At 72.4% G+C, this 20178-nt stretch carries 16 protein-coding genes; 8 read left to right on the forward strand and 8 right to left on the reverse strand.

Translation table 11 applies throughout. From position 1 onward, the window contains the following. The first annotated feature begins 156 nt into the window (after positions 1-156). Positions 157-1305, forward strand: coding sequence for an acyl-CoA dehydrogenase family protein (locus LXM90_RS24670; RefSeq protein WP_020093091.1), 1149 nt, complete (start codon positions 157-159; stop codon positions 1303-1305). After that, positions 1302-1868: a cytochrome b gene (locus tag LXM90_RS24675; protein WP_020093090.1), complete on the forward strand. Its 567-nt coding sequence runs from the start codon at positions 1302-1304 to the stop codon at positions 1866-1868. The genes LXM90_RS24670 and LXM90_RS24675 overlap by 4 nt, the downstream gene beginning before the upstream one ends. Positions 1869-1896: 28 nt before the next feature. On the opposite strand, the gene LXM90_RS24680 is transcribed toward LXM90_RS24675, so the two are convergent. The 3 genes from LXM90_RS24680 to LXM90_RS24690 form a co-directional block, all read right to left on the reverse strand. Continuing rightward, complete coding sequence (locus LXM90_RS24680; RefSeq protein ID WP_020093089.1) at positions 1897-3384, reverse strand: HWE histidine kinase domain-containing protein; 1488 nt, start codon at positions 3382-3384, stop codon at positions 1897-1899. Between the two features lie 160 nt (positions 3385-3544). Continuing rightward, a complete protein-coding gene (locus LXM90_RS24685; protein ID WP_026604917.1) occupies positions 3545-4885 on the reverse strand; it encodes an LLM class flavin-dependent oxidoreductase in 1341 nt (446 codons plus the stop codon). A 139-nt stretch (positions 4886-5024) separates the two neighbouring features. After that, positions 5025-5540 carry a DUF4188 domain-containing protein gene (locus LXM90_RS24690; protein WP_020093087.1) on the reverse strand — a complete coding sequence of 172 codons (516 nt, stop codon included), beginning with the start codon at positions 5538-5540 and terminating at the stop codon, positions 5025-5027. Positions 5541-6249: 709 nt separating this feature from the next. Between LXM90_RS24690 and LXM90_RS24695 the strand changes: the two genes are divergently transcribed. Then, positions 6250-6672, forward strand: a complete 423-nt coding sequence (locus LXM90_RS24695) for a VOC family protein (RefSeq protein ID WP_020093086.1) — start codon at positions 6250-6252, stop codon at positions 6670-6672. Between the two features lie 423 nt (positions 6673-7095). Here LXM90_RS24695 and LXM90_RS24700 read toward each other — a convergent pair whose 3' ends face one another. Further along, the gene (locus tag LXM90_RS24700) at positions 7096-7773 is read right to left on the reverse strand and encodes a hypothetical protein (RefSeq protein ID WP_020093084.1); all 678 of its coding nucleotides are present in this window, start codon (positions 7771-7773) and stop codon (positions 7096-7098) included. 255 nt (positions 7774-8028) lie between these two features. After that, positions 8029-9321, reverse strand: a complete 1293-nt coding sequence (locus tag LXM90_RS24705) for an NAD(P)/FAD-dependent oxidoreductase (protein WP_020093083.1) — start codon at positions 9319-9321, stop codon at positions 8029-8031. Positions 9322-9983: 662 nt separating this feature from the next. Between LXM90_RS24705 and LXM90_RS24710 the strand changes: the two genes are divergently transcribed. From LXM90_RS24710 to LXM90_RS24720, 3 genes are all read left to right on the forward strand, one after another. Next, positions 9984-10964 carry an aliphatic sulfonate ABC transporter substrate-binding protein gene (locus LXM90_RS24710; RefSeq protein WP_020093082.1) on the forward strand — a complete coding sequence of 327 codons (981 nt, stop codon included), beginning with the start codon at positions 9984-9986 and terminating at the stop codon, positions 10962-10964. Positions 10965-10972: 8 nt separating this feature from the next. Then, positions 10973-11752 (forward strand): ABC transporter permease, encoded by a 780-nt coding sequence (locus LXM90_RS24715; RefSeq protein WP_106735915.1) that lies wholly within the window; start codon positions 10973-10975, stop codon positions 11750-11752. A gap of 85 nt (positions 11753-11837) precedes the next feature. Then, complete coding sequence (locus LXM90_RS24720; protein ID WP_020093080.1) at positions 11838-12620, forward strand: ABC transporter ATP-binding protein; 783 nt, start codon at positions 11838-11840, stop codon at positions 12618-12620. Between the two features lie 21 nt (positions 12621-12641). On the opposite strand, the gene LXM90_RS24725 is transcribed toward LXM90_RS24720, so the two are convergent. The 3 genes from LXM90_RS24725 to LXM90_RS24735 all read right to left on the reverse strand — a co-directional run bounded on the left by LXM90_RS24725 (position 12642) and on the right by LXM90_RS24735 (position 17502). Beyond that, positions 12642-15809: an efflux RND transporter permease subunit gene (locus LXM90_RS24725; RefSeq protein ID WP_020093079.1), complete on the reverse strand. Its 3168-nt coding sequence runs from the start codon at positions 15807-15809 to the stop codon at positions 12642-12644. Continuing rightward, positions 15802-16911: a multidrug transporter gene (locus tag LXM90_RS24730; protein ID WP_020093078.1), complete on the reverse strand. Its 1110-nt coding sequence runs from the start codon at positions 16909-16911 to the stop codon at positions 15802-15804. Before LXM90_RS24730 ends, LXM90_RS24725 begins: the two co-directional genes overlap by 8 nt. A 192-nt stretch (positions 16912-17103) precedes the next feature. After that, the gene (locus tag LXM90_RS24735; protein WP_020093077.1) at positions 17104-17502 is read right to left on the reverse strand and encodes a hypothetical protein; all 399 of its coding nucleotides are present in this window, start codon (positions 17500-17502) and stop codon (positions 17104-17106) included. Between the two features lie 566 nt (positions 17503-18068). On the opposite strand from LXM90_RS24735, the gene LXM90_RS24740 reads away from it, so the two are divergent. Then, positions 18069-19274 (forward strand): O-antigen ligase family protein, encoded by a 1206-nt coding sequence (locus LXM90_RS24740; protein ID WP_020093076.1) that lies wholly within the window; start codon positions 18069-18071, stop codon positions 19272-19274. A gap of 128 nt (positions 19275-19402) precedes the next feature. Continuing rightward, positions 19403-20155, forward strand: a complete 753-nt coding sequence (locus LXM90_RS24745) for a glycosyltransferase family 25 protein (RefSeq protein ID WP_020093075.1) — start codon at positions 19403-19405, stop codon at positions 20153-20155. The last annotated feature ends 23 nt before the right edge of the window (positions 20156-20178 follow it).

Here is a 20178-nt window from a genome sequence, read left to right on the forward strand (position 1 = left end):
TCAGTCTTAGGTTAGTTTTTTAGGATCTTCCGCATCTTCTGCGGGCAATGGGGGCCCATACGTGACGAGACCCGAGCGCGCGACCGTGGGCAACCGCCCCTCAGCGGCCATTCGCCTGGATGTCGACGCGGTGGCGCTCTGAGAGGAGTCAGGCGCATGGATCAGTGGACCCGCCTGGATCCCGTCTACGATTCCGAGGCGGCCGCGCGCGCGATCGCCGCGTCGGCGCCCGCGCGCGCCGACGCCCAGGATCACGACGACGGCTTCCCACAGGACGATATCGCCGATCTCGCCCGCCTGGGGCTGCTCGCCGCGCCCGTACCGGTGGATCACGGCGGCGCGGGCCTCGGGACGGAGCCGGGCGCCGGTGCCCTGGCGGAGGTTCTGCGGCTGGTCGGCTACGGAAGCCTCGCTCTCGGCCGGCTCTACGAGGGTCACGTCAACGCCCTCCAGCTCGTCGCCCGTTACGGCTCACCCGCCCAGCGCGTCCGCCTGTTCGCCGACGCGCGCGCCGGCCACCTGTTCGGTGTCTGGAACACCGAGCCGGGGGAAGGCGGCCTCACGATCGAGGCCTCGGACGTCGACGGCCATCTCCGCGGCGTGAAGACCTACGCGTCGGGCGCCGGCTTCGTCACCCGCGCCCTCGTCACCGCCCGGCATCCGGGACAGGGCGGCACGGCGATGATGGTGGTGCCGCTCGACGCCGGCACGCGGTCCGATCTCTCGGCGTGGCGGGCGCAGGGCATGCGCGCCTCGGCGACCGGCACGATCGACTTCACCGGCCTCGCCTTCGCGGCCGACGATATCCTCGGCCAGCCCGACGATTACTTCCGGCAGCCGGCCTTCTCGGGCGGCGCGTGGCGCTTCGCGGCGGTGCAGCTCGGCGGCATCGAGGCCGTGTTCGATGCCTGGCGCGGCCATCTGCGCCGCCTCGGCCGGGGGAGCGATCCGCACCAGCTGGCGCGCCTCGGCGAGGGCGCTATCGCGGTCGAGGGCGCGCGTCTCTGGGTCGAGCGCGGGGCGCAGGTCGCGTCGGACGCGGCGATGCCGCCGGAGCGCGTCGTCGCCTACATCAACCTGGTCCGCCTCGCGGTCGAGCGCGCCGGCCTCGACATCCTCCAGCTGGCCCAGCGCTCGGTCGGCCTCCAGGGTTTCCTGCGCGGCCATCCGCTGGAGCGGCTGTCGCGCGATCTCGCCACCTACCTGCGCCAGCCCGGACCGGATCACGCGCTCACCAGCGCGGCCTCCGAGATCCTGCGCGGGGACGGCCTGGCCGGTGACCTCTGGACCGAGAACGCCGCGTGACGGAGCAGAGCGGCCACGCCACCGCATCGCGGACCGTCTGGCTGGACACGCCGGAGCGGTACGGTCGCGTCAGCCGCGGCTTCCACTGGGTGATGGCGGCCCTGTTCGCCTGGCAATTCACCGGGGCGCTGCTCTACGTCACGATCGGCGATGCGGCGCTCACCCGCCTCGTCGGCGGCAGCCACTTCACCCTCGGCTTCACCCTGTTCGTGCTCGTGCTCCTGCGCGGGGTGTGGGGCCTCGCGAACCTTCACCGGCGCCCCGCCCATCCGGGCGCGCCGGGGCGCGCGGTCGCGGCCGGTCACGGCCTGATCTATCTCCTGATGGTCCTGGTCCCGAGCCTCGCGCTGCTGCGCCAGTACGGATCGGGCAAGCCCTTCGCGCCCTACGGCATCCCGGTCATGCCGGCGCGCGAAACGAAGATCGAGTGGATGATGCTGCCCGCCGACCTGTTTCACTACTGGCTGGGCTTCACGCTCCTCGTCGTCGTGCTCGGCCACGCCGCGATGGCGTTCCTGCACCGCAGGCTCTGGAACGAGACCGTCCTGACCCGCATGACCTGACCGGCGGCGGGCCCGCGGGACGCGATCCTCAGCCCGTCGCCTCCGCCGCGGCGGGCGCGCGGTCGGGCAGCGGCGCGTCCAGCGTGAAGACCACGCCGCGGGGGCGGTACTCGATCTCGGCCGAGCCGCCCATCTCGGCGGCCAGCGCCCGCTCGATGAGGCGCGTGCCGAACCCGCCGCGGGCCGGTGCCGTCACCGCGGGTCCGCCGACCTCCTCCCAGCGGAACCAGAGACGGGCCGGCGTCGCCCCGTCGACCACGTCCCAGTTCAGGACCACTCGCCCCCGGTCGTTCGACAGGGCGCCGTACTTCACGGCGTTGGTCGCCAGTTCGTGCAGCGCCATCGTGAAGGCGAGCGTCAGGCGCGGCGTCAGCCACACCTCCGGTCCGTTGATCAGGAAGCGCTGTCCCGCCCCGCCCCGGAACGCCTGGAGGGTGCCCTCCACGATGACGTCGAGCGTGGCCCCGATCCAGCTCTGGCGGGTCAGGACGTCGTGGGCCGCCGAGAGCGAGTGCAGCCGCGCGTCGAGGGTCCTGTGCGCCTCCTCCAGGGAGGCGGCGTTGCGCAGGGTCTGGTGCGCGATCGACTGCATAGTCGCCATCGAGTTCTTCACCCGGTGATTCAACTCGTCGGCCAGGAGGGCGCGGTGCTCCTCCGCGCGCTTGCGCTCGGTCACGTCGATGGAGACGCCGGCCATGCTCAGCGGCTGCCCGACCGAGTCGTAGAAGGTCTGACCCCGGATCTGCAGCCAGCGAAGCTCGCCGCCGGGCGTGCGCGCCCGGTACTCGATGTCGTAGTCGCTGTGCTCGCGGATCGAGGTCTGCACCGCGGCCTGCATGCGCGGCCGGTCCTCGGGCTCGATCGCGGCGATCAGGTCCTCGTAGCTGAACGCCTCGCCCGGCACCCGCCCGAAATTCTCCTTGCAGGTCTCGGAGGCCACGAGCCGCATGTCGGCGAGATCGAGGGTCCACGAGCCGAAACGTCCGGCCTTCAGGATGAATCGCAGCCGCTCCTCGCTGCGGGTGAGGTCGCTGGTGCGGCGCTCGATCTCCTGCTCGAGCGCCTCCCGGTCGCGCTGCATCCGCGCGAGCTTCTCCCGCTCCAGCGTCACGTCGAACTGCGACGCGAAGAAGTAGGTGAGCTCCCCGGCGCGATCGAAGACCGGCGAGATCAGCAGCCGGTTCCAGAAGAGCTCGCCGTTCTTCTTGTGGTTCAGGAGCTCGATCTCGATCGGCACGCGGCGGGCGATCGCCGCCCTGATCTTCGCGATGTCGGCCTTGCTGGTCTCAGGCCCCTGAAGGAACCGGCAGTTCCGGCCGATGATCTCGTCGTGGCCGTACCCGGTCAGCTTGGAGAAGGCGGCGTTGACGAAGACGATGGGGTTGTCCGGCTGATGGGGATCGGTGATCAGCATCGGCATCCGCGTCGCCCGGACGGCGGAGACGAAGGGGTCGGTGCTCGCGTCGGTCCGGGCGAATTCCGCCTCGAAACGCGTGCGTTCCTGCTGATCCGTCAATGCCCGGTCGCCCCTGTCACGACTCGCCGATGGCGGCCTTCGGCCCTCGTGGCGTGGCTGTACCACAGCGGGGATAGCTTGTGCGCAATCATGATGCGGTCCGAGACGCCGCAGGGGGTCGCGACGCCTCGCCCGATCGGACCCGGGAAGAGGCCCGCCGCTACACCGCGGCCCGACCGGGGCCGAACCCGGCCGGCGGGCGCGAGCCGAGATGGTCCCGCAGCGTCCGGCCCTCGTACTCGGTGCGGAACAGGCCGCGCCGCCGCAGCTCCGGCAGGACCAGCGCGATGAAGTCGTCGAGGCCGCCGGGCAGCGTCGGCGGCATGATGTTGAAGCCGTCCGCCCCGCCGGCCCGGAACCGCGCCTCCATCTCGTCCACGATCTGGGCCGGCGTGCCGACGATCTGCGAGTGGCCGCGCGCGCCGGCGATGCGCAGGTAGAGTTGGCGCAGGGTCAGGCCCTCGCGGCGGGCGAGGTCGAACATGAGCTGCTGGCGGGACTTGATGCCTTCGGTCTCGGGCAACTCCGGCACCGGCCCCTCGGGATCGTAGCCCGACAGATCGTGGCCGCCGATCATGCGACCGAGCAGCGCCAGCCCGACCACCGGGTCGATCAGGTCCTGCAGCGCCTCGAACTTCGCCCGCGCCTCGGCCTCGCTGCGCCCGACGACGGGGAACAGGCCGGGCATGATCTTCAGATCATCCGGCGCACGACCGAAGCCGGGCATGCGCCCCTTGAGATCGCCGTAGAACTCGACCGCCTCCTCCAGCGTCTGGTTCGCGGTGAAGACGATCTCGGCGGTCCGCGCCGCGAGGTCCTTGCCGGGCCCGGAAGCGCCGGCCTGCACCAGCACGGGCTGGCCCTGCGGCGTCCGCGAGATGTTGAGCGGACCGCGGACCTCGAAATGCTTGCCCCGGTGATCCAGCGGGCGGAAGCCGTCCGGCTTCGAGAACTGGCCGCTCGCGCGGTCGATGATCACGGCGCCGTCGTCCCAGGTGTTCCAGAGGCCGAGGACCACGTCCGCAAATTCCTCGGCGCGCTCGTAGCGGTCGGCGTGACGGCCGATCCGGTCGCCGCCGAAATTCGCCGCCTCCGCGTCGGTCGCGGAGGTCACGAGGTTCCAGCCGGCGCGCCCGCCGCTGAGATGGTCGAGGGAGGCGAACCGGCGCGCGACGTTGAAGGGCTCGTTGAAGCTGGTGGAGGTGGTGGCGACGAGACCGATCCGGCGCGTCACCGCCGCGAGGGCCGACAGCAGCGTCAGCGGCTCGAAATGGGTCGAGCGCGCGGTGCGCTCGCTCGACCGCAGGTCGAGGTCGCGGATCCCGCTCCCGTCCTCCAGGAAGATGAGGTCGAACTTCGCGGCCTCGGCGCGCTGCGCCCAGCCGACGTAGCGCTCCAGGACGAGCCCGCCGTCGGCCTCGCTGGAGGGATGGCGCCAGCCCGCGACGTGGTGGCCGGTCGCGTAGAAGAACGCGCCGAGGCGCAGGGTACCCTGTCTCATCGAACCGACCGTCATCGTGCCTGATCCGCTCCGTGCCTTCCGCGCGGGCCGGTGTCCAGCCGAACCGTGCGCACGGGCGGACCCCGCGTCGCGCACGGCTCATCCGCCGCACCGGAACTCCGGCCGGGCGGCCGGAGCCTCAGCGCGGGACTGCGGCGTCCGGCGCGTTGTCGGCGGGGAGGTCGCGCAGGTCGGACGAGGCGTAACGCCCGTGCCGGGCCGCCAGCGAGCCCCTCGCCTCCTGCATCGGCATGAAGGCCGCGAATCCGACCGGCTCGGCCACGTCGTGGTAGATCGCCTCCATGCCGCCGCGCATGTGGTAGGTCTCGTGCCAGATGCCGACGCCGCGCGTGTCGCGCAGGAAATCCCGCCACCAGATCCGGTGCGGCTCGGACTTGGACCACGCGACCATGCTGTCCATGTCCCGCCAGTACCAGCGCATGCCGACATGGAGCGGGCGCAGGCTGAAGATGATGTTGTTCTCGTAGTGCAGGAGGCCCTCTGGCCGCGCCGCGCCGACCCTGTCGATCCGCGGCCCGAAGCCGAGCAGGGTCTTCACGCCGGCCAGGGTGCGGACCTTCATCCCGAGATAGATCACGACGAGGTCCGGGTAGCCCGAGAAGTCCGGGACCGCGTGTCGCCGGTTCGCGCCCATGTTCGCGCCCTCATTCGCCGGCCGGTCCTGGCGGGCCTTCAGCGTCGAGAATAGGCGACGACGCGGTCGGCGAGCAATATTCGTGGACCGCGTTGCTTACGACCTGCGAAGTCCGGCAGTATCGGACGAACCCGGTCGACCTCCGTCACGGCCGCCGCGATCCGGGCGGACGCCCCCGCCCGCACCGCCGCGGAGATCCTCGAGGTTCGCGCCGACCGCCTCGGAGATCTCCGCTCCGTCGCCGGATCGTTCGGGATCGTGCGCGGCTCAGCGCGTGCGCTCCCCGCAATCCGGGCCATTCTGCCGGGAGCGCGGCCAGGCGCGGGTGCGGATGTACTGTTCGACCACGAGAGCCCCTCCTCCAAGAACAACCACAGCGAGAATGGCTTCGCGGAAAGTGCCAGGATCGATCATCGTCTCGACTCCCTGAAGTGAATCGCCCCTGCTGGGGCCTGAGAGCTCTTCAAGTCTGCTCCCCCTCGTCAATCCCTGACCGCTTCCCGGGTTGCGCTGCCTAGCTGACAATTGCCCTTCGACGACGTGAACATTCTGTAAGACTGAGGATCGAGAGAGCGGCGCGTCGGCGCAGAGCGCGCGGCCGGACAATGGGCCCGTCCACCGCGTGCGCCGGCCGACTGGCATCGTGTCGACGGCGCAAGGCCTTCGACATTTCGCGCGACGCGCCCGTGTCGGATGCTAGGATCCGACGATGCAGCAGCAGATCTCAGTCATCACGCTCGGCGTCTCATCGCTCGGCCGGTCGCGCGCCTTCTACGGCGACGGCTTCGGCTGGGCTCCCGTGTTCGAGAACGACGAGATCGTCTTCTACCAGATGAACGGGTTCATGCTCGGAACCTGGCAGAACCCCAACCTCGACCAGGACATGCGGCGCGCGAGCGAACCGAGCCCGAGCGCGTTCTGCCTCGCCCACAACGTCCCGAACCGCGGCGACGTCGCGCCCACCATCGCGCGGCTCGTCGCGGCGGGCGGGACGCTCCTGCGCGCGGCCGACGAACCGCCCCACGGCGGATACCGCGGATATCTGAGCGATCCGGACGGACATGCCTGGGAGATCGCCTGGAACCCGGCCTGGCGGATCGATGAACGCGGTCGGGTGACGTTCGGACTCTGAGCGGGCGCGGAGGCCGCCGAGGAGATCGGCCGTGCCGGGAAGGCCGCGCCTCAGAGGTGGGTGAGCCGCAGGCGCCACCCGGACGAATCCGCGACGATGGCCGGGTCGAGGGCCGGATCGGGCGGCCGCGCCGCGGCCGGCGCGGCCGTCGGAGGCTCCGCCACGGCGATGTCGGCGGACGGGACGCGGCCGGAGACGCAGCCGCAGAGGGGCAGCGCCAGGGCGAGTGCCGCGACGGCGACAGACCGGATCGGTACGGTCCACCCGCGGATCGGCGATGCGGCCTCGACCGCGCGGGAGACCGCGGCGCTCCGTCCTCGGCGCGGAGCGCATCCGGCAACGGGTTCCGGCGGACGGCCCGAAGCGGCGCCACGGTGGGGCCGGGAGCCCGACGCGGCCATGGCCCGGCCCCGGCCCTCGGCCTCAGGCGCCCGCAGGCCCGCGGCTCACGTGGCCGCCCAGAAGGAGCGCCTTGGCGGCCGCGTCGATCCGGCCGAGCCACTTCTCCGCCGTCTCCGCGCGCAGGTCGGCGACGCGGACCTGCTCCTCGGCGGCCCGAACCCAGGCTTCGGCCTCCGCGTGGATCGTCCGGACGCGCGCCTCGGCCTCCGCGCGGATGTCCTGCACCTGGGCGTCCGCCTCGGCCTGGACGCGCTGCAGCCGGATATCGGCGCGGGCCTCGACCTCGCGGACGCGCATCTCGGACAGTTGCAGGCGGTGCCGGGTCTCCGCCAGCGCGCGCTGCGCGGCGGCCAGGGCGGCCTCGTGCGACATGCTCTGCTCCTGCAGGCGCTGCTTCTGCGCTTCGGCACGGCCGGCCATGCCGGTGATGATGTCGAGCGTGCTCATCCAGTCCGACACCGCCTCGGACTCGCAGGGGACGGGCGCGGGACCCGCGTCGTTGACCGCGGGTTCCGGCAGGATTGGCGGGTGCGCGACGGGCTCGATGCGCGGCGCGGACAGCGCGGCCGGCCCCTCGACCGTGTCGAAGGACGGCTTGAGCTTCAGGATCTCGGCGGACGGTCCCTCGACGAAGCGGTCCAGGCTGTCGGCGACCTGCGAGAGGATGTGGGACCACGTGGCTGTGGGGGCCGCGACCATGATGGCTCTACCCTGGCGGGATTTTGGCAATGGCTAATACAATCTCCGGTATGGTTAATGTGTGGTTAATCGGCGGCGCGGCGGCGCGAATCCCGGACGGTTCGTGGCGGCCCGATCAGTCTCGGCAGGCCCGGACGGGAAGGCTCGACAATCTTCCGCCGGATCGGTTCCAGTTTCCGAGGCGCTTCGAGCGGTTTCGGCAGGTTATCGACCGCCGAAGACCGGACTCCCGGACTGGCCGCGATCGGGCCGGCGTCATCGCGCGGCCTGCGTCGCGGGCGCGGCCTGGATGATCGGCGCGGCCGCGGCCAGGATGGACGCGGCGTCGCGGTCGAGGGGCGGATAGATGCGCGTGCCGTTGATGATTTGCTTCGTCGCCTTCGCGGCGGCGCCCGACGAGACCAGCGTGCCGCGATCCCAGCCGGCGGTGTAGACCGCCCCCCAGGCGCCCAGATCCAGCACGGTGACGTAGTCGGGCGCGGCGAAGCGCAGCCGCCGCTCCGGCCGGCCGGCGAGATCGCAGACGGCGTTGAAACCCGCGAACCGACCCATCGGCCGGGCGTGCTGGCACGACATCACCGTGCGATGACCGGCATCGTCCGCCGCAGCCGAGGCGATGTCGCCGGCCGCGTAGACGCCAGCGAGCCCCTGGACGGCCAGGAAGGCGTCGACGGGCAGGCGCCCGAGCGGGTCGAGGGGGAGGCCGAGCGTGCCGCCCAGCGGGCTCGCCCGCATGCCGGTGGCGCAGACACTCGTCCACGCCGGCAGGCGCGTCCCGTCCGCCAGCGTCACCCCGGTGCGATCGACGGCACCGACCCGCGCACCGCCGATGCAGGTCACGCCGGCATCGCGCAAGGCCTCGCGGATCCCCGGCAGGGCCGCCGCGCCCATGGCGCTCCCGACTTCGCGCGCGTGGTCGATCAGGATGGTCCGCACCGGACCCGTGGCCCCGGCCCGGTCCCTGGCAGCGGCGAGCCGGGCGGGCAGCTCGCAGGCGAGTTCCAGTCCCACCAGGCCACCGCCGATGACGACGGCGGTCCAGCGGCCGGCCTCATCCGGCCCGCCCGCGTCACCGAGACGATCGAGATGCGCCGCGAGGGCCTGGGCCCCCGCGAAGGTGTCGACATCGAAGGCGCCCGCGATTCCCGGGATCTCGGGGCGCCACAGCAGGCTTCCGGCGGCGAGGATGAGGCGGTCGTACGCCAGCGTCTCGACGACGCCCGACGACGCGGCGGACGACACCGCGGACGACACCGCGGACGCCGCCGCGGACTCGACCGTGACCGTGCGCGCCGCGGGGTCGATGTCGATCGCGCGCGCCTCGCGGCGTTCCACGCCGATCGGCCCGAGCACGTCGTCGAGGGGTACGCGCAGGGCGCCGAGATCGGCCTCGTAGCAGCGGACCCGGATGACGTGGAACGGGTCCGGCGCGATCACCGTGACCGCGACGCGGTCGCCGAGGCCGAACTCGGTCCGGGCGCGCGCCGCGGCGGCGGCGGCCCACAGACCGGCGAAGCCGCCGCCGATCACGACGATTCTCGAGTCCATGGCAGAGTTCCCCCCGTGCCGGAGACATTGAACTCTGCACGTCGCTCGGCGATGCGGCAACGGTTACAGTCCTGGCGCGGGCGAGGATCGCTTCCGACAGTCGAGCGCCGGCGGTTCAGCCGTCGTGGCAGCCGCCATCCTGGCACGCCTTCGGGCGCCGGAAGGACCCGTCAGCCCGAAGCCGCGGTCTCACGTGAGTGCGGGCCGCGCGGCTCCAGCGTGGCCGCGGCGCGGCCCGGGAGGACAGACGTTGCTCCTCGCGCGCGCGGACGCGTAATTTCTTCTCGTCCTGGGCTGGCCGACCGAAAATTCTTGCTTCGACGCCGCGAAGTAGAGAAAGCCCTTTTGTTGACTCCGCGACCGGCCGACAGGATCTTGTATTCACAGTCACGCTGAGGGCCGCGCAGGTACGATGAAGACGCAGGGGCGGACCGGGCGTGATCCCGCAGCCGGGAGATGTGTCGGCGCGGATCGCGCGATCGGGGCGGTCCCGGGTCTCGGACGCGCCGGATGCGCCCGGCCGATCGTCTCGCCGACGGCGCCGCGTCCCTGAACCCAGCCGCCCGGACGAGACCGCTCGGGACCGCGCCGCGGCGCGGATCCCCTGCCCCGCGCCGGCCCCGCACCCCGCCCTCCGTTTCGCCACGACATCAGGCCCGACCATGCGCTCCACCCGCCGATCCCTCCTGGCCGCCGGCCTCGCCCTGGCCTGCCTCGGCGCGCTCGCGCCGCGCGAGGCCCGCGCCGACGACCCGAAGGAGATCCGCCTGGACTGGGCGACCTACAATCCGGTCGGCCTGCTCCTGAAGGAGAAGGGCTTCCTGGAGGAGGCGCTGGCGCCGCGCGGCATCAAGGTCCGCTGGGTCCAGTCGCTCGGCTCCAACAAGGCCCTCGAGTTCCTGAATGCCGGCGCCATCGATTTTGGGTCGGCGGCCGGCGCGGCGGCCCTCGTGGCGCGCATCAACGGCAACCCGATCAAGGCGATCTACGCCTACTCGCGCCCCGAATGGACGGCGCTCGTGACCCGCAAGGACAGCGGCATCACCAAGCCCGCCGACCTGAAGGGCAAGCGCGTCGCCGTCACCCGGGGCACCGATCCGCACATCTTCCTGATCCGCGCGCTCCAGGGCGCCGGCCTCACCGAGCGCGACGCCAAGCTCGTGCTGCTGCAGCACGCGGACGGGCGGACCGCCCTCGACCGCGGCGACGTCGATGCCTGGGCCGGCCTCGACCCGATGATGGCGGCGGCCGAGATCGAGAACGGCGACGTGCTGGTCTACCGCGACGCCGCGGCGAACACCTGGGGCCTGCTCGACGTCCGGGAGGACTTCGCCACCGCCCATCCCGACCTCGTCCGGACGGTGATCGCGGCCTACGAGCGGGCGCGCGCCTACGCGCTGGCCAACCCGCAGGCGCTCGCGGCGGCCCTCGTGGCGGCCACCAAGCTGCCCGAGCCGGTGATCGCCCGGCAGCTCGAGCGGACCGACCTCTCCCAGCCGGCGATCGGCCCGGCCCAGGCGCAGTCGATCAAGGCGGCCGGCACCGCCCTGCAGCAGGCCGGGATCATCCCGGCGGGCACCGACGTGTCCGCCGCCGTCGACGGGCTGCTCGACACGCGCTTCAATCCCGTCGCCGGACAGTGAGCGGCCGCGTGCCGCTTCTGCGGCGGGGCGGTCGCGCCGGCCTGGGTCTGCTGCTGCCGCTCGTCCTGGCGATCGGCTGGGAGATCGCGGTCGCGAGCGGCGCGGCGTCGGGGCGGCTGCTCCCGCCGCCGAGCCGGATCGCCGCGACCCTCTGGGCCCTGGCCGTCTCGGGCGATCTCTGGATGCATGTCGAGGCGACCCTCGTGCGGGTCGGCCTCGGCTTCCTCTGCGGCGCGTCGGCCGGGATCCTGGCCGGCGCCCTCGTCGCCACGGTCCCGCCGCTGCGCTGGCTCCTCGACCCGAGCCTGCAGGCGCTGCGGGCCGTCCCGTCGCTCGCCTGGGTGCCGCTCTTCATCCTGTGGTTCGGCATCCTGGAGACGCCGAAGGTCCTCTTGATCGCCGTGGGGGTGTTCTTCCCGGTCTATGTCGGCGTCTCGGGTGCGATCGCCTCGGTCGACCGCAAGCTGGTCGAGGTCGGCCGGATCTTCCGCCTGTCCCGCCTCGCCCTCGCCCGCCGGATCCTGCTGCCGGCCGTGCTGCCGGCGACCCTGGTGGGCCTGCGCACGGGGCTCGGCCTCGGCTTCCTGTTCGTCGTGGCGGCGGAGCTGATGGGCGCCTCGGAGGGGCTCGGCTACCTGCTGGTGGACGGCCAGCAGTTCAGCAAGCCCGATCAGATCGTGGCGGCGATCATCGCCTTCGCCCTCGTCGGCAAGGCGGCCGACATGGCCCTGGTCACGCTGACAGCTCCCCTGACCCGGTGGCAGGATACCGTGCGGGACAGCCTGTGACCGCGGCTCCGGCCCGGACGCGGGCCGCGGACCGGGAGGCCGCCCCGCGCCGCGATCCCCACGCCACGCCCGCCGAGAGACGCCCGTGCTGACCGTCGACGACCTCTCCAAGACCTACGCGGACGGCACGCAGGCGCTCGCGGGCATCGACCTGTCGGTCGAGCAGGGCGAGATCGTCGCGCTGATCGGCGGCTCGGGCTGCGGGAAGACGACCCTGCTCCGGCTGATCGCGGGGCTCGACCACGCGAGCGCGGGCGCCGTCGCGGTCGACGGCGAGACGATCCGCGCACCCCATCCGAGCGTGGGCGTCGTCTTCCAGGAGCCGCGCCTGCTGCCCTGGCTCGACGTGGCCGGCAATGTCGGCTTCGGCCTCGCCGACCTGTCCCGGTCCGAGCGCCGCGCCCGCGTCGCCCACGCCCTAGAGCGCGTCGGGCTCGCCGAGCACGGCGGTCGCTGGCCGCGGGAGCTGTCCGGCGGGCAGCAGCAGCGCGTGGCGATCGCCCGCGCCTTCGTGGCGCGGCCGCGGGTGCTGCTCCTCGACGAGCCGTTCTCGGCCCTCGACGCCTTCACCCGCAAGGGGCTGCACGACCAGCTCCTCGGTCTCTGGGCCGAGTCGAAGCCGACGATCCTGATCGTCACGCACGATGTCGGGGAGGCCGTCACCCTGGCCGACCGGGTGGTGGTGATGCGCCCGCGGCCCGGGCGCCTCGACGAGACCGTCCCAGTCGCGCTCGCCCGGCCGCGCGAACCGGTGGCGGCGACCTACGAGGAGGCCGTGCGCCGCGTGCTCGCCGCCCTCGACCACTCCCTGCGCCCGGCGACGAGCAGCCGGCCGCCCGCGCCCGAGACCCGCGCGAGCTGGTGGTAGGGCCGCCGGCGAACCGCGGCCTCAGGACCCGACCGCGGTCAGTTCCAGATCCGCGGGGTCCGCGCGCCGGAACCGGGCGTAGCGCAGCGCCATCACCGGCAGGACCAGCAGGTTCAGCACCGTCGAGGTGATCAGGCCGCCGAGGATCACGAGGGCCATCGGGCCCTCGATCTCGCGGCCGGGCTCCCCGGCCCCGAGCGCCAGCGGCAGCAGGCCGAGGCCCGTCACCAGGGACGTCATCAGGATCGGCACCATCCGGTCCGCGGCGCCCGCCGCCGCCGTGGCGGCGTCCCAGGCGCGCCCGTCCCGGGTGACCATCTGCTCGTAATGGGCGATCAGCATCACGCTGTTGCGCAGCGAGATGCCCGACAGGGTCACGAAGCCGACGATCGAGCCCAGCGACAGCACACCGCCGGTGAGCGCCACGGCCGCGACGCCGCCCACGAACGCGAAGGGCAGGTTGACGAGGACGAGAAGCAGGTTCGCCGCCGAGCCGGTGACGATCGCCAGCAGGACCACGATGCCGAAGCCGGCCATCCCGGCATGGACCAGCAGGTCGCGGCGGGCGGCCGCCTGCGCCTCGGCGGCCCCCGAGAAGGTCACGTAGACCCCTTCCGGCAGCCGCACCTCGCGGGCGATCTTGCGCTTGGCCGCTGCCACGAAGCCCGCGACGTCGCGGTCGGCGACGTTGGCGGTCACCGCCTGCACCCGCTGCGCGCCGAGATGCTGGACCTGGTAGCGGCCGGCGCTCTCGTAGACGTCGGCGACCTGCGACAGCCGGACGTAGCGCCCGCCCGGCGTCCGCAGGGGCAGGTCGCCCACCGCGCTGAGGCGGTCCCGCACGCGGGCGTCGAGGATCACCAGCACGTTGAACACGGCGTTGCCGCGATAGGTCTGGCCGACCGTGTCGCCCTGGTAGGCGGTGCGCACGGCCTCGAGCACCTCCACGGGGTCGAGCCCCCAGTGCCGCAGATCCACCGGCCGCAGCGCCACCGTGACCTGCGGCAGCCCGGCCGGCGAGGCCTGCTGGACGTCCCGGGCGCCCTTCACCTCCGAGAGTTCCTGCGCCACCGAGCGGGCGGCCGCCTCGATCCGGTCGAGGTCGCTGCCGACCACGTTGACCACGACCGGCGCGGTGAAGCCCGAGACCGTCTCCTCGATGCGCTCGGTGAGGAAGGTCTTGAGCGAGAAGGCGGCCCCCGGGAAGCCGGCGATCAGCTGCCGGATGGCGCCCTCGACCCGGCGCTGGGCAGCGCCGTCGAGCCCGGGCTCGAGGTCGATGTGGATCTCGCTGTAGTGCGGCCCGGCGGTGTCCTCGGCGGCCTCGGCCCGGCCGATCTGCGCCGCCACGGCGCGCACCCCGGGGATCTCCTTCAGGTCGCCGGTGATCAGCGTCCCGAGCCGCTCCGATTCCTGCAGCGCGGTGCCGGGGATGGCGACCATGTGCAGGATCATGTGCCCCTCCTTCAGGTCGGGGAGGAACACCGCGCCGAGGGTCGGCAGGACGGCGGCGCCCGCGAGGGTGACCAGCAGGGCGCCCGCCATGGCGACCCGCGGCACCCGCCCGATCCCGGCGAGCAGCCGCAGGTAGGCGGCGCGGCTCCAGCGCACCACGGGCGGATCGGGCGGCGCGGCGCCGGAGTCGCGCCCCATCCGGCCCCCGAGGAGCAGGAGCGCCAGGGCCGGCGTGACCGTGAGCGCCACGAGGAGCGAGGCGACGACGGCCGCGATGTAGGCGAGCGCCAGCGGCCCGAACAGGCGGCCGGCGACGCCGGTCAGCGCCAGGACCGGCAGGAACATCAGGATCACCGCGAGGGTCGCGTAGGCGACCGAGGTCCGCACCTCCAGCATCGCGGCGAGCACCACGCGCGGCAGGCCGCGGCGCCCGCCCCGCGACTCCCGCAGCCGGCGCGCGACGTTCTCGACGCCGATCACCGCGTCGTCGACGACCTCGCCGATGGCGAGGGCGAGGCCGCCGAGGGTCATCGTGTTGAGGCTCTCGCCCCAGGCCTGGAGGGCGAGGGCGGCGGCGATCAGCGACAGCGGGATCGCCGTGGCGCTGATCAGGGCCGCCCGCCAGTCCGCGAGGAAGACGAGGAGCACGACCACCACCAGCACGCCGCCGAGCGCCAGCGCCTCGATCACGTTGCCGGTGGCCACGTCCACGAAGTTCGCCGGCCGGAACAGGTCGGCCCGCAGGCTCACGCCGTCGCGCTTCAGGACCGGGCGCAGCTCGTCGAGGGCCGCCTCCAGGCGGGCGGTCACGGCGCGGGTGTCGACGCCCACCTGCGCGCCGACCATCAGCAGCACGCCGGGCCTGCCGTCTACGAGGGCCGCGCTGATCGCCGGCTCGGGCGCGGCCGTGACGGTCGCCACGTCGGAGAGCACCACGCTCGCCCCGCCGTCGTTGTGGAGCACGATCTGCCCGAGCGCCTCCGGGGTGAGCGACTGCCCCTCGGTCCGGAGCAGGACGCGCTGGTTCGGCGTGTCGACGAAGCCCGCCCCGCGCACGCCGGTCCCCTTCCGGGCGGCCGTGAGGACGTCGTTGAGGCCGATCTGGAAGCGGATCAGGTCGTCGGGGCGGACCTGGATCTGCAGGGCGCGCACGCCGCCGCCGTAGATCGAGACCTGGGCGATGCCGGGCACCGCCTGGAGCCGCCGCCGCACGGTCCACTCCGCGACCTGGCGCAGATCCATGGCGTCGCGGGTCTCGGAGGTGAGACCCACGAGGAGCACGGTCAGCGTCGAGGAGGTCAACGGGGTCATGGCGGGCGCCGCCACGCCGGCCGGCATGCGGCCGGCGAGCGCCGCCAGGCGCTCGTTGACCCGCTGGCGGATGCGGTCGACGTCGCTGCCGGACCGGAACGCGGCGGTGATCACCGACAGGCCCTGGATCGAGGTGGAGCGCAGGGTCTCCAGGCCCGGCAGGCCGCCGACCGACACCTCCACGGGCTGCGTGACCAGCACCTCGACCTGCTCCGAATCGAGGCCCGGCGCCTCGGTCTGGATGGTCACGGTCGGCGGCGCGAATTCCGGGAACACGTCGTAGCGCGCCCCCGAGAGGGCGTAGAGCCCGAAGACGAGGACGGCGCAGGCGAGGGCCAGGACCACCCTGGGCAGCCGGACGGCGAAACCGACGAGGGCCGCCTGCGGACCGCCGCGACCGGCGGCAGCGGGCGGCTCAATCATCGTCGTCGCCCACGACGCGGATGCGGCTCTTCATCTCCTCGGACAGGAGCGCCTGCGCGCCCCGCAGCACGATCTCGCTGCCATCCGCCAGATCCTCGACCACGAAGGCGTCGGCCGACATCGGCGCGTCCGGCCGCACCGGGTGACGCACGAAGGCGCCGTCGCCGGTCCCGCGATACACCCAGGTGCCACCCTCGCCGTGGACGACGGCGTCCTCCGGCACGAGGACGCCCTTCACCGCGCGCGGCGCCGGCAGGAACGCCATCGTGCTGGTCCCGGGCAGGAGACCGCTGTCGCCGGAGACGAGATAGAAGAAGCTCTGCCCCTGGATCCGCGGATCGGTCCGCGTCGCCGGCGAGACCAGCCGGAGAGCGACCCGCTCGCTCTGCGGCGGCACCTCGGCGAAAGCGGCCTTGGGCGCCTGCGGCAGGGTCTCCCCCGGCGGCAACGTCACCTGCATGAGGAAATCGGCCCGCTCGATCAGGCGCGTCACCAGCGGCGACCGCTCGATGATCGCCTTTCCGAGCACCGGCCCCCATTCCTGGCGCGCCGTCGCCGCGAAGGTGCGCAACTGCGATTCCGCCACCGTGACCGACGCCTGATCGGTCAGGAGCGTGCCCTCGGCGGTCTCGATCTGCGCCACCGCCACCACGCCGGCGCCGAGGGTCCGCGCCCGGCGGGCGGCGCTGGCCGAGACCTCGACCCGGGCGCGGGCCGTCTGGAGCGCCGCCACGGCGCCGGCGTAGCTGTTGGTCAGCTCGGTGATGCGGGCGAGGTCGAGGACGCTGCCGTAGGCGGTCAATTCCTGGGGGTGCAGGACGGCGGGACGCGCCTCGGCGACGAGACCGATCCGGGCGCGCTCGGCCGGCGTCAGCCGGACCAGGGTCCGGCCGTCCTCGATGGCGGTGCGCGGCGCGGGAAGCTGCGCCGCCGCCGACAGGTTCTCTCGCCGCTCGGGAATCAGCGCCGCGACGCGCGCCCGTACCTCGGCGACGATCGGGCCGGCATCGGCCCGGAGGCGCGCGCCCGTCGGCGTGACCGCGAGACCGGCCGCAGCGAGCAGGACCCCTCCGATGAGCAGCAGCGCCCGGCGACCACGCACGTCGCTCTCCTCCCCCGAACCGATTGCCGAATCTACCCGGTTTCGGTGCCAAATACAGCCGAACTCGACCAGCTCAAACTGTCACGCTCGGTTCCGGTCGTGGGTCGGGCCTCGGGGGTGCTCGGGAACGCGAAAGCCCGCCTCGACGGTGCGAGGCGGGCTTCCGGTCTGCTGGGATTATGTCGGTTCGGATCAGCAATCGTTGCCGGAGACCGGGGCGGTCTGCCGATCGGCGGCGGCCTTGTTCATGGCGCCGACCGTGCCGGGCGACGCGGGCTGGTTGCCGCCGGCCAGGTTCGCGGCGGCCGGATCGGTCGAGTTCGACTTGGAGCCGGCGTCCGTCTGCGCCTGACGGTCGGCGGTCTGGTTGGCTCCCACGTTGTTCATGGCACCGACCGTGCCGGGCGACGCGGGCTGGTTGCCGCCAGCGAGATTCTTGCTCGACTTGTCGACGTCGGAGCTCTTGGGATTCGATGCCTGCTGATCGGGGCTGTTCGACTTCGTGGTTCCGGTGTTGCACGGGGCCGCGAGGGCGGGCCCGGCAGCGAGGGCCAGAAGCGCAACCGCGCCGGCCAGATGAGAGACCTTCATCAAACGCTCCTCCAGGATTTATCGATCTCCCAAGTGCCTAATCGTCCCGTGAGTTCCGTCGCGACTGCCCAGATCTTCGATTGAGAGCGGGCCGCACACCGGATTTCGGTGCCCTCAACGTGGAGAAATGTATGAATTCAGACATTGGTGCCGAAGATTCCGGGCCGCTCACGTCGCGGCGGCCGATCTTCGGTGCGGCATCTTATCCCACGAGGCCCGGCCGAGCTGTTTCATCGGCCCGGCGGGACCGCGCATCGATCCGGTCGTCACCGAGCGCCGCGCCGCCGCTACCTCGTTTGGTCGAGTTCTTGAGTCCGGGATGCCCGGGATAGCGTCGACTCGCGAGGGGGCGTGTCCGCGGCAGCCTCGAGCGGTGTCAGGCCGCGGGGCGGATGGGACACCGCCTCACCCGGGGCGTCTGAGATCGAGCGATGGCGTTTCCACGACACTTGACGGGCCTCGGACACGGTCCTGCCGGCGGTCTCGCTTGGTCGCCGGGCGGGCCGTACGGAACGGATCACCGCTGGGCCCATTCGGGCGCACCGGGCGATGGCGGGGCCGAGGCCATGCCGCGGCTCGGCGTGGCCGCCGCCGCGTGGATCGTCCTGTTCCTCTTCGCCCCGGTGGTCGGCGAGCAGATCAAGCTGCCGGGCGTCGACAAGGCGATCTGGATCGGCAGCGACCTGATCGCTTTCGCGTTCCTGGTCATGCGCCGCGACCTCGCCGCCACCCTGTTCGGCAGCCGTCTGCTGCTGCTCAGCTGGCCGCTCCTCGCGATCGCGTCCGCCCTGTGGTCCCTCACGCCCGGCCTCTCGGCCTATCACGGGCTCCAGCTGCTCGCGACGATCGTGGCCGGCATCACCCTGCGGACGACGATGGGCCTGTCCCGCCTCGTCAGGATCGTCTTCCTGGGCCTCCTGGCGGGACAGCTCCTGTCGGCCTTTCTCACGGTGGCGGCGCCCGCCCTGACGCGCGGGACGGACGGCAACTGGGCCGGGATCTACTCGCACAAGAACGTCCTCGGATCCCTGTCGAGCCTCCAGATCCTCTGCGCGGCCTGCCTGTTCCTGCAGGGCTGGAACCGTCTCCTGACCGCGTTCGGATTCTGCCTGGCCCTGGCGCTCCTCGTGTCGACGCACTCGGCCACCGCCCTGGTAGCGGCCGCCGCGGGGCTGTTGCCGCTTGCCGCGATCTTCGCGTGGCGCCAGGGAAAGCACGTGACGGGCTTCTGCCTCGGCATCGCCATCGCCCTGGCGGGCGTCGGGATCCTCGTCGTCGCCGCGCGGGGCGCCGACATCTCGGCGAGCGTGCTGTCGGATCTCGGCAAGGACACCACGCTGACCGGCCGCACCATCCTCTGGCAGTTCGGCCTCGACCAGTTCTGGCGGGAGCCGCTCATCGGCATCGGCTACAAGGCCTACTGGGAGAGCCCGCTCACCACGGCCGCCTACCTGCACTTCGTCACGAAGCAGAAGCTGTGGTTCTTCCACAACAATTTCATCGACACGGCCGTAGCGTTCGGGATCGTCGGCCTGGTCCTCTTCACGGCCGCGCTGCTCGACACCGCGCGCCGGGTGATCGCCCATTTCGCGCGCTCCTCCGGCTACGTCGAGGCGTGGCCGATCCTGTTCATGAGCCAGCTCTTCGTCCTGGTCTGTTTCGAGTGCCCGCTCTTCGTCAATCACGGTCTCCACCAACTCCTGCTGGCGGCGATCCTGCCGGTGGTGCGGTCGCCGACCGTCGACGGGAGCGACCCGGCCGCCCGCGATTGAGCTCGCAGGCCGGAGCGCCGTCCGGACCCCGGCGCAGATCCGGACGGCCAGAGCCGGAGGACGCGGTCGGGAAGGATCACGGCCGCCGAACGCGGCCGGCCCGACGGGCCCCATCAGAGGTGACTACGATGTACTGCTTCGGGATCTCCCTGCCCCGGTTCCGCGAACGGCACGCCTACCTATCCCGGCACCTCGCCGAGGTGTGGGGGCCGCGCTGCGAGATCACCGGCTATGAAGGCCCGGTCCCGGATCCGAACGCCCCGTTCCAACCCGACCTGACGGCCGGTCAGATCGGGTGCGCGCTGTCCCACATGAGCGCCTACGAGCGGATGATCGCGCTCGACCTGCCGCACGCGCTCATCGTCGAGGATGACGTCGTTCTGCCGCCGCAGATCCATCAGATCGTGGCCGGCATCGAGGCCGCCCTGCGGCCGGGCGACGTCGTCCTGCTCTTCAATTGGGCCGAGACGGTCGGGCCGTTCAGCTCAGTCGACACCGTCACCATCGGCGAATACCGGTTGTGCCTGCCCATGGACATGAGCAGCCTCGGCACGGCCGCAGCCTACGTGATCACCCGGTCGGCGGCCGAGGGGATCCTGCGGGCCAACCGCCCGGTCGCGGTGACGTCGGACAACTGGGCCTACTTCTTCGAGCGCGGCGCTCTGACATGCGGTCGCGCGCTCGTCCCGAACGCCGTCTCGCGGAAACCTTTCGAATCGACCATCTTCACGTCCCGCTCCAGGATCGCGGCCTTCCTGAAAGGCAACCCGATCCTCAAGCCCCTCTTCGCCGCGCGCCGCCGGGTCCTGGCGGAACGGGTCGCCGCCAAGCTGACATTCGTCGACGAGACCTCACCGCTGGCGGGACAGGCGCCGCGCTGACGCCCGTCCCACCGCGCGCAGCG

The sequence above is a fragment of the Methylobacterium oryzae genome (genome assembly GCF_021398735.1).
Taxonomy (GTDB): Bacteria; Pseudomonadota; Alphaproteobacteria; order Rhizobiales; family Beijerinckiaceae; genus Methylobacterium.